Here is a 9840-nt window from a genome sequence, read left to right on the forward strand (position 1 = left end):
TTTGTACCATTTCTTTATCACATACCAGGATTTTCTAATTCCGCTATTGGGCGGGTTATTGCTGGATGCTTTTATCGGCGATCCACACCGTTTGCCACATCCCATCCGGCTGTTTGGCAGCATGATTGCCTTGTGTGACCGGCAGTTTAACCGGGGAAACCATCAAAAGAGGAATGGCGTACTTGTCGCTTCAGGACTGGTATTATTGGTCTTTCTATTTTTATTGGGGTTAGAACGGATACTCACTCCCTACCCTGCCGTCCTGCTTATCATCAACACCATTCTCTTTTTTTATGCGGTCAGCAACCGGAGCCTGATCTCCGAAGCGGTGAAAGTGGAAATACTGGTTGTGAAAGGTGATATTCCGGCAGCACGAAAGCAACTGGGCTGGATTGTGGGACGTGACACATCTCAACTTACAGCAAAACAGATCCGCACGGCAACACTCGAAACACTAGCCGAAAACCTCAGCGACGGAGTGATCGCACCCCTGTTTTTCTATGCACTCGGCGGTATCCCTCTGATGATGGCATACAAGATGGTGAATACTATGGATTCCATGATCGGGTATAAAAATGAGAAGTACCGCGATTTCGGATGGTTTGCCGCCCGCATCCTCGATGATGCAGCCAACTTTATTCCCGCCCGGCTTACAGCTTTATTAATGGTGCTGTTCCCACCCTCAGGACGTGGATTCCGCTTTATCCGCAAGTACGCCGGATGCCACTCAAGCCCCAACTCCGGTTATCCGGAATCGGCGCTGGCCGGAATTCTCAACTGCCGATTCGGCGGTCCAAACGTGTATCATGGCAAATTAGTAGAAAAACCCTATATAGGAGAGAACGACCGGGATCTCTCACACGCCGACGTGCTACGAGCCTGTTTCATCAATATACGGGTTACCCTGACAATGACGTTGATAATTATCCTGTTTCTCTTTTATTGAATAATCTCACCGTTTAGTTACAAACTATTTGGTTTTATATTATTTTTCGTACCTTCGTCATATATATTTAAAACGAGGAATGAATATGACAAAACGGTCTTTTACTTTGGTTATTATGTACAGTAACCGGTTTAACAGTACTGGTTTCGAAGTGATAAAACCTGTACAGAGTATATCTGTATATATTTACTGAGAGAAATTGTATAACATTTTCCTGACATCAGGAAGATGATCCCAAATGAAATGAAAAGAAAAAAGAATATACTAACATGTCACAAAAGAAAAAAAGCAACCGGAATATATCTCTGATAGTTATATTGATCGCAATAGCCGGTCTGGTTCTCTATTTTTCACAAAAATCCGGCTCAGAGACCGAGGCAGGAACGCAATCCGAAGCAATAGACATTCCATTCCGTAAGCAGGGAGAACTGTTCTTTACAAGCCAGCAGAATGGCGACACACTGGCAATGATCGATATTGAAGTGGCCGATAACGACCAATTACGGGCACGCGGATTGATGTACCGGCGTACCCTTCCGGAAAATGCAGGGATGCTATTCATTCAAAGTCTGGAAGAGATGCAGAGTTTCTGGATGAAAAACACTTACATCCCGTTGGATATCCTTTTTGTAAATAGGGATAAAGAGATCGTGACCATCCACGCCAATACCACCCCGTTAAAAGAGTGGAATTATGCATCTACGAAGCCTGCAATCTATGTAGTGGAGGTAAATGCAGGTTTCTCAAACCGGCACGGTATCAACATCGGAGACAGGATAGAATTCGTCATCCCGGAATAGCACCCTCCCTACCCCATTTCATTTCCTTACCGTCGGAATCATATTTTTTCCGTTTGGCTGTAATCCGCTCTATGGCAATTCTGTAGATATTGGTTAGTTTCATTCCTGATGTGACGGCCATATCGAATAATGCCATTTTATCAGGAGTATATTTCCGGCAGATCATCTCCAATGCCCGGCGTTTTCCTTCTCATTTTTATTCTTCATTTTCACATATTTTTCCAGCCACTGATCCTGTTCCCACAACAGATGCAGTACATTTTCCCGGGCAGCATACCCGTGGCTTTCCTTTGGCAGGAGCACCAGGCGGACGGGAGCACCAAAGCTCTTCAACGCCTGGAAGTAGCGCTCACTCTGCATCGTATGCGTACCGGAATTATTGTCACTCTCTCCATGGGTAAGCAATAGGGGCGTTTTCATCTTATCGGCATGCATAAAAGGAGACATGGTGTTATAAGTTTCAGGGGCCACCCAGTAGTTCCGTTCCTCTGCCTGAAAACCGAATGGTGTGAGAGTGCGGTTGTACGCACCGCTACGGGCAATACCGGCAGCAAAGAGGTCAGAATGGGTCAACAGGTTCGCCGTCATGAATGCGCCATAGGAATGTCCCCCTACAGCAACTCGCTCCCGGTCTATATATCCCAGTGCATCCACGGCATCTATCGCCGCTTTGGCATTGGCAACCAGTTGTTCCACAAAAGTATCGTTCGGTTGATCATCACCCTCTCCCACGATAGGAAAGGCCGCATCATCCAGGATCGCATAGCCACGTGTCACCCAGTAAATAGGATTTCCATACGACAGGTAAGTAAATGAATTGGGGTTGGCAGTAGTTTGTCCCGCGCTGTTCCGGTCTTTATATTCGGTAGGATATGCCCACATGATCATCGGCAGTTTTTCCTTTTTCTCCCTGTCATAACCGGCCGGCAAGTACAATGTACCGGTAAGTTCGACCCCGTCTTCACGTTTATAACTGATCACCTCCTTATAGACGTTCTCAATGCTCTTGAACGGATTTTCAAATGCAGTCAACGGTTCCGGTGCACGTTTATTCCTGATATTACGGATATAATAATTGGGATACTCAGTCCGTGACTCGATCCGGGTGATGATTGTTCCTTTTTTACTATCGACAAACGTGACCAGTTCTTCAACCTTGTCGGTATAGGCAGACTGATAGATCCGTTTCTTTTGTAATGTCCTCAGATCCAGTTCGTCTATAAACGGGAACTGTCCGTCAGCAGTAAAACCGTCTGCAAAGAAATAGATCGAGTTTCCATCCATTTGCAGTGTATAGGTTCCCAAAGCATTCTTTGCTGTTTGCGGATAACCGGGGTCATCATACACGTTCTGGTAGTTCCGGTCGACAATGATACGAGGTTCCTGCTTGTTGTCCGAAGGATTGAAAACATACATCTTCTGATTTCGTGTATTCCACCAGTAATCACGGAGAATAGCATATTCATCGTTACCCCAGGTAATACCGGCATAACGGTTGATAGTTTTCACCAACGAACGGGGACTGCCGGTAAACGGAGCATCGAGTTGGAACACCTCGTCACGGAAATCGACTTTCACTTCCGGATCACCTTTATCAAGCGCTTCTGCCCAGTAGAGGGTCGAAGATTTATCGGCACGCCAGTTGATATTTCTTTTTCCCTGCTGAGTAGCCATAAAACCTATCGGCAGATTCTCCAGCAACGGTTGTTCGTTGAACTTCATCAAGAAATCCCCATCAGCCGTGTATATCTCAGCAATATTCGGAAAACTGTAATAAGGGACGGTATAGGAGAACGGACGGGAGAGCGTAGTCAACAAAAGATATTTTCCATCAGGGGAAAAGGATTGGCTTATATACATTCCAGCCTCTTTCCATCTTGTCTTCGAACCATCGAACCCCACCTTATAGAGTTCCGATGTCATCAGCGTTTCGAAATTGGCCTCATCGACCGGATTCTTCAGCAAATCCTGATAAGTCCGGTTTTGAGATATCTGCCCATCACTGACCGAAACAATCGGTCCTTCCGGTAAAGCCTTTTGGGTATCAATCAATTCGGGGCGGTTTTCGGGAAGCATCCTGACAAGCAATCCGGAACCATCGTTAAACCAACTGTATGGAAATCCTGCATTAGCATTCACAACGGCATCCGTCACTCTTCCCGCCTGCAAGGTCTTCAAGTCGGCAATCCATAGTTCAACTCCGTTTTCTACCGTATTGGTAAATGCAAGCTTTGTCTCATCAGGCGAAAAAGATATGTATGCAATAAGAGGTTCAGAAGGTAAACCTTCTATTTGCCTCACTTCTTTCTCTTTCGTTTTTTTATAACGTATATTATTAGAATAGGTTACCGTACTCGATATATTGGCATCGGGGTTAATACGCAGGCCTGCAAGTCTCACTTCAGGCTGGTTCAGGTCAGACAGCGTTTTGAACGTATTCCGGTACAGGAACAGCATCTGCCCGCCTTTGCTGTCCATATTGACTGAAGGCGCTCTTTCTATATCGACCAATTCCAGAATTTCGGCCGGTGGTACCTGATAGGTGATATTTTCCTGTGATTCAACAAACCGGGGTGCCATAAGCAGAACAAATAAAATAATACAAATTCGTTTCATGGTGCATATGTTTTTTATTAATCATAGTTTATATTTGTAGAATATCAGAGGTGCCTCGGAATAGTTCAAGCAAGCTTGGTTTTTCTCTCGGCTTTCATTATATTTTATGAAAAACAGAAGCAGAAGCCTGTGCCGTGGGCATCACCAGCATATCGTTGACATTCACATGCGGAGGGCGTGAAACAGCAAACCATATACACTCCGCAATATCATCGGCCACTAAACATTCATAACCCTCATACACCTTATCGGCCCGACTCTTATCGCCATGAAAACGCACGATGGAGAATTCCGTTTCCACGGCGCCGGGGCAGATCTGTGTCACTTTTATATTATAAGGGAGAAGATCAAAACGTATCCCTTTGGTCAATGCATCCACCGCATGCTTGGTGGCACAATAGACATTTCCGTTGGGATACACCTCTTTTCCGGCAATGGAGCCGATGTTGACGATATGGCCTTTTTTGCGGGCAATCATTCCCTGCGAAACGAAACGGGTAACATAGAGCAATCCTTTTACGTTGGTATCGATCATCCGGTTCCAATCAACACTGTCTCCCTGTTGCACCGGTTCAAAACCTGCTGCCAAACCTGCATTATTCACCAATACACCTATATTTTGCCATTCCGGCGGCAGACCTTTCAGGGCAGTATTTACTTCCTCTTCATCACGTACATCGAAACAGAGAGTCAATACATGGGAACCGTTCGCTTCGAGTTTATTCTTCAATACAGCCAATCTCTCCTGCCGCCTGCCGGTAATTATCACACCAAAACCATTTTCGGCAAGCTTAAGGGCTGTAGCTTCCCCTATTCCGGAAGTTGCCCCAGTAACCAATGCTATTTTTTCCATAAAATTTAATTTCAGATTCAGCACCAAGAATCAAGACTGCGGATTTGGGATGTTGGATTGGAAATCTGGAAGTATCCCATTCATCCCATTCACATACCTACTCTTCTTATTTCTAACCTCTCCATAAATAACATCAAAATTAGTACAAAAAAACCACACAAACCCCATTTTGATAAACAAAAAGCGTACTTTTACGTTATCAAAAAACAAGATCATATCACTAAAGTATCACCTATGGAGGAACATTTTATTACGGTGAAAACATTCACTTTTGCTTCCGATGTACCCATCGTACAGACATTCATGGAAATGAGAGGGATTGAAATCTATATGAAAAACCTCACACTCAACAGATTGACATATCCTCTCGGAGATATAGAGATGCAGGTGAAAAGCTCCGATTATGAAAGCGCAAAAGAAGCTTTGATCGAAGGTGGATTTGCAAAACCGGAAGATTTTGTATAACTTTCCGTAATCCTCATCTCAAAGGGTTCAGTGTTTCCAGGATTGAATAATACAATTATATATACTTCATAAAATTTCCCATGTCAATAGAGCAAGAAAAAAAAGAAATACGGTATAAATATATCCTTATCGGGTTTCTCGTCTTTTTGGGACTGATCATTTTCAGGCACACACGTCCCTATATGAGTGGTTTCCTGGGTGCAGCCACCTTGTATGTACTGGTAAACGGGCAACAGAAATTTTTCACACAAAAACTTAAATTCAAAAAGTCGATCAGTGCATTGCTCATCGTGTTGGAGGTACTGTTCTTCATCCTTATCCCCCTTACCGGACTCACTTTTCTGGTAATTGATACGGTTTCAGGAATCTCGATCAATCCCGAAGCAATTCTGAGACAGTTTAACGAATTGGTCGACGCCATGGAAGAAAGGCTTGGTTTTAATATATTCACCCCTGAAAATCTGGCTGCTTTACCGAGAGCCGGATCCAATATTCTGCAAATGCTTGGGAACAGTGTTTATTCATTTGTGATCAATGTAGTGGTGATTCTTTTCGTGTTGTATTACATGCTTTTCAACAATAACGAGTTTGAAACAGCTATCAGGGAAGTGTTGCCATTCAAGGAAGAGAATAAGCAGATCCTGGCAGAAGAGACCCGTATGATTATTCAGGCAAATGCCGTTGGAATCCCACTTCTGGCAATTATCCAGGGATTTTTCGCCTATATGGGCTATCTCTTCTTCGGCATAGACAGTGCGATTCTATATGCCGTTCTTACCGCTTTCTCCACTATACTACCCATTGTAGGTACCATGATTGTCTGGGTTCCATTAGGAATCACCCTGCTGTTAGCCGGCGATTACGTAAACGGTATCGCGTTACTTATCTATGGTCTGTTCATTATTGGAGGTGTTGATAATGTAGCCCGTTTCCTCCTACAAAAACAATTAGCAGATATCCATCCGTTAATCACCGTATTCGGGGTACTTATCGGGATTCCTATGTTCGGGTTTTGGGGAGTTATATTTGGCCCCCTGTTGTTATCGCTTTTCATTCTGTTCTTTAACATGTACCGTCATGAATATATACCGGGATCAAAAGCAGAACCTAGGGTCACTACACGCATAAAAGCAAGGAAAGTGAAAATTCCGATGTATGATTCGGCCAAACCCAAAAAGAGAAAGGAAGATACACCCGAGGTTAATTGATCTAATTACCTAAACTAATTACTAATTACTAATTACTAATTACTAATTACCAATTACTAATTACTAATTACCAATTACCAATTACCAATTACCAATTATTAATTGTCAATCGACATAACGAAATCATAAAATCAACAAATTATTCTTTGGCACTGTTTTTGCAAAATCATATTGAACGGTTATATAAATGAGCAATTATTTTTATATATGACCGTCAAAAAATTTTATTTGATTTAAAATAAAAGACTATATTTGTAGTCGATACACAGCTAAAGAAGGAACGTTTTCATTAAGCTATATGAGTAAAGTCAAACTTGTTTGAACTTTACCATAGCGAGAAAACGACTAATAGAATTGAAACAAGAATATATGGATAGCAACTTTTCACAACGAGTCAGGGACATCATGGCTTACAGCCGTGAAGAAGCGGGAAGGCTCCAGAACAACTATATAGGGCCTGAACATCTTATGCTCGGCATCCTTCGCGATGGCGACGGCTTAGCTATTCAGGTACTCCAGGATTTCGATATAGATTTACATGTATTGAAAGATTATATCGACTCACATGTGCGTGCCACGCAGGAGCCTTATGATGGGACTAATGAACTCGTGATTAACAAGAATACGGAAAAAGCATTAAAAATGAGTATTCTGGAAGCGCGTCTTACCAAAAGCAGGGAAACCGATTCCGAACATATTTTGTTGGCGTTGCTGAAAGAAAAAAGTACTCTGATCAATGATATCCTCACACAATTTCAACTCGATTATTCAAGTGCATTTCTCTATATAAAGAGTATTCTTGATAACCGGACCGAAGATGGAGATAGTGAGCTGCCCTCTGCAGGAGCAAACTTCACCGACGATGATGATGATGACGCGAATGAAAAGTATCCGTTCAATCCGGCAGGGGGACAAGGTTCCTCTTCACAGACAAAAAGCAGTGGATCCGATACGCCGGTACTCGATAATTTCGGAACAGATATCACCCGTGCTGCATTGGAGAATCGCCTCGATCCAGTAGTAGGACGTGAGAAAGAGATTGAGCGTATTGCACAAATACTCAGCCGTCGCAAGAAAAACAATCCGGTACTCATCGGTGATCCCGGTGTGGGTAAATCGGCTATTGTGGACGGACTTGCCCTGCGTATCACGCAGAAGAAAGTCTCCAGGGCGCTATTCGACAAGCGGGTGATCGCACTTGATATGGCGTCAATCGTTGCGGGAACCAAATATCGTGGCCAGTTCGAAGAGCGTATTAAGGCAATATTGAACGAACTCTCAAAAAATCCGAATATCATCCTCTTCATCGATGAAATCCATACTATCGTAGGTGCCGGTGGTGCTGCCGGATCACTGGATGCCGCAAACATGCTGAAGCCGGCGTTGGCAAGGGGTGAGATACAATGTATAGGAGCTACTACCCTCGATGAATATAGGAAAAATATTGAGAAAGACGGTGCTTTGGAACGCCGATTCCAAAAAGTGATCGTAGATCCCACTACTCCCGAAGAAACGCTGCAGATACTGCGTAATATCAAGGAGCGATATGAAGAACATCACAATGTGCGCTATACCGACGAAGCACTACAGGCGTGCGTGAAACTAACGGACCGTTATGTTTCTGACCGGACTTTCCCCGACAAAGCGATCGATGCACTCGATGAAGCCGGTGCCCGGGTACATATTTCCAATATAGTGATACCAAAGACCATCGAACAACTCGAAGAGGAGTTGAAAGAGGTGGAACAGCAGAAAACCGACGCGGTAAAAGCGCAGAAATATGAGCTGGCAGCCAGCTATCGCGACAAACAACGCCAGTTGTTGTTGGCGCTTGAAGCGGAAGAGGAGCGCTGGCAAAAAGAGATCAAGGAAAAGCCGGAAATCGTGGATGAAGAAAAGATCGCCGAAGTGGTGGCAATGATCTCGGGTGTTCCGGTACAACGCATTGCACAGGCTGAAGGCCAGCGATTACTGGAAATGCGTGATGAGCTGAAGAGCAAGGTGATTGGCCAGGATGAAGCGGTGGACAAAATCGTGAAAGCCATCCAGCGGAACCGGGTAGGATTGAAAGATCCCAACAAACCCATCGGTACCTTTATGTTCCTCGGCCCTACAGGTGTAGGTAAAACCCATTTGGCAAAAAAACTGGCAGAGTTCCTGTTCGACTCATCCGAAAACCTTATCCGCATCGATATGAGCGAATACATGGAAAAATTCAATGTATCGCGTCTTGTGGGTGCGCCTCCGGGATATGTGGGATATGAAGAAGGCGGGCAACTGACCGAGAAAGTACGTCGTAGACCCTACTCTGTAGTACTGCTCGACGAGATTGAAAAAGCGCATCCCGACGTATTCAATATCCTGCTTCAGATTCTGGACGAAGGGCATGTGACCGACAGCCTTGGACGGAAGATCGATTTCAAGAATACAATCCTGATCATGACCTCCAATATCGGAACACGTCAGTTGAAAGATTTCGGCCGTGGTATCGGATTCAATACCAATCAGGATATAACCGATGCCGAGTATTCGCGCAACATCATCCAGAAGGCATTGAACAAAGCATTTGCTCCCGAATTTCTGAACAGGGTTGACGATATCGTGATGTTCGACCAGCTGAGCAAAGAGTCGATCTACAAGATCATCGACCTCGAGTTGAAAGGGCTTTACAAACGTATCGGAGACCTCGGATACAATGTTGTCCTCTCTGAACCGGCAAAGGAATTCATTGCCAACAAAGGATATGATGTACAGTTCGGAGCACGTCCGCTTAAACGCGCCATCCAGAAATACATCGAAGACGAAATGGCTGAGATGATTATCCGTACCGGCATGAAAGAAGGCGAAACCGTTCTGGTTGATTTTGACGATGAAAACCAGAAAGTGATAATGAAAGTAATCGAGTAGGTAGGGGGATTACTCCCCCGCCCCCTCACACCACCGTGCATGCTT

The 9840-nt window shown here is 44.3% G+C and carries 8 protein-coding genes; 5 read left to right on the forward strand and 3 right to left on the reverse strand.

Going from position 1 to position 9840, the window contains the following annotated elements; all coding sequences use genetic code 11:
• The first annotated feature begins 1 nt into the window (after window position 1).
• On the forward strand, window positions 2-946 hold the full coding sequence (gene cbiB, locus U2P89_RS15160; RefSeq protein ID WP_322191813.1) for an adenosylcobinamide-phosphate synthase CbiB: 945 nt from the start codon (window positions 2-4) through the stop codon (window positions 944-946).
• Between the two features lie 269 nt (window positions 947-1215).
• On the forward strand, window positions 1216-1746 hold the full coding sequence (locus tag U2P89_RS15165) for a DUF192 domain-containing protein (RefSeq protein WP_322191814.1): 531 nt from the start codon (window positions 1216-1218) through the stop codon (window positions 1744-1746).
• Here the strand turns inward: U2P89_RS15165 and U2P89_RS15170 are convergent.
• The 3 genes from U2P89_RS15170 to U2P89_RS15180 all read right to left on the reverse strand — a co-directional run bounded on the left by U2P89_RS15170 (window position 1733) and on the right by U2P89_RS15180 (window position 5215).
• Entirely contained in the window at window positions 1733-1882 is a 150-nt protein-coding gene (locus U2P89_RS15170) for a hypothetical protein (RefSeq protein ID WP_322191815.1), read from the reverse strand. The two genes, U2P89_RS15165 and U2P89_RS15170, sit on opposite strands and share 14 nt — an antisense overlap.
• 26 nt (window positions 1883-1908) lie before the next feature.
• The gene (locus U2P89_RS15175) at window positions 1909-4362 is read right to left on the reverse strand and encodes an alpha/beta hydrolase family protein (RefSeq protein ID WP_322191816.1); all 2454 of its coding nucleotides are present in this window, start codon (window positions 4360-4362) and stop codon (window positions 1909-1911) included.
• Window positions 4363-4459: 97 nt separating this feature from the next.
• Window positions 4460-5215, reverse strand: a complete 756-nt coding sequence (locus U2P89_RS15180) for an SDR family oxidoreductase (protein WP_076932071.1) — start codon at window positions 5213-5215, stop codon at window positions 4460-4462.
• A gap of 234 nt (window positions 5216-5449) precedes the next feature.
• Between U2P89_RS15180 and U2P89_RS15185 the strand changes: the two genes are divergently transcribed.
• The 3 genes from U2P89_RS15185 (at window position 5450) to U2P89_RS15195 (ending at window position 9795) form a co-directional block, all read left to right on the forward strand.
• Window positions 5450-5680: a hypothetical protein gene (locus U2P89_RS15185; protein ID WP_076929536.1), complete on the forward strand. Its 231-nt coding sequence runs from the start codon at window positions 5450-5452 to the stop codon at window positions 5678-5680.
• A gap of 80 nt (window positions 5681-5760) precedes the next feature.
• A complete protein-coding gene (locus U2P89_RS15190) occupies window positions 5761-6888 on the forward strand; it encodes an AI-2E family transporter (RefSeq protein WP_322191817.1) in 1128 nt (375 codons plus the stop codon).
• Window positions 6889-7257: 369 nt separating this feature from the next.
• Window positions 7258-9795: an ATP-dependent Clp protease ATP-binding subunit gene (locus U2P89_RS15195; RefSeq protein ID WP_322191818.1), complete on the forward strand. Its 2538-nt coding sequence runs from the start codon at window positions 7258-7260 to the stop codon at window positions 9793-9795.
• Window positions 9796-9840: the final 45 nt, after the last annotated feature.

The organism is Proteiniphilum sp. (assembly GCF_034331125.1).
Classification (GTDB): Bacteria; Bacteroidota; Bacteroidia; order Bacteroidales; family Dysgonomonadaceae; genus Proteiniphilum; species Proteiniphilum saccharofermentans.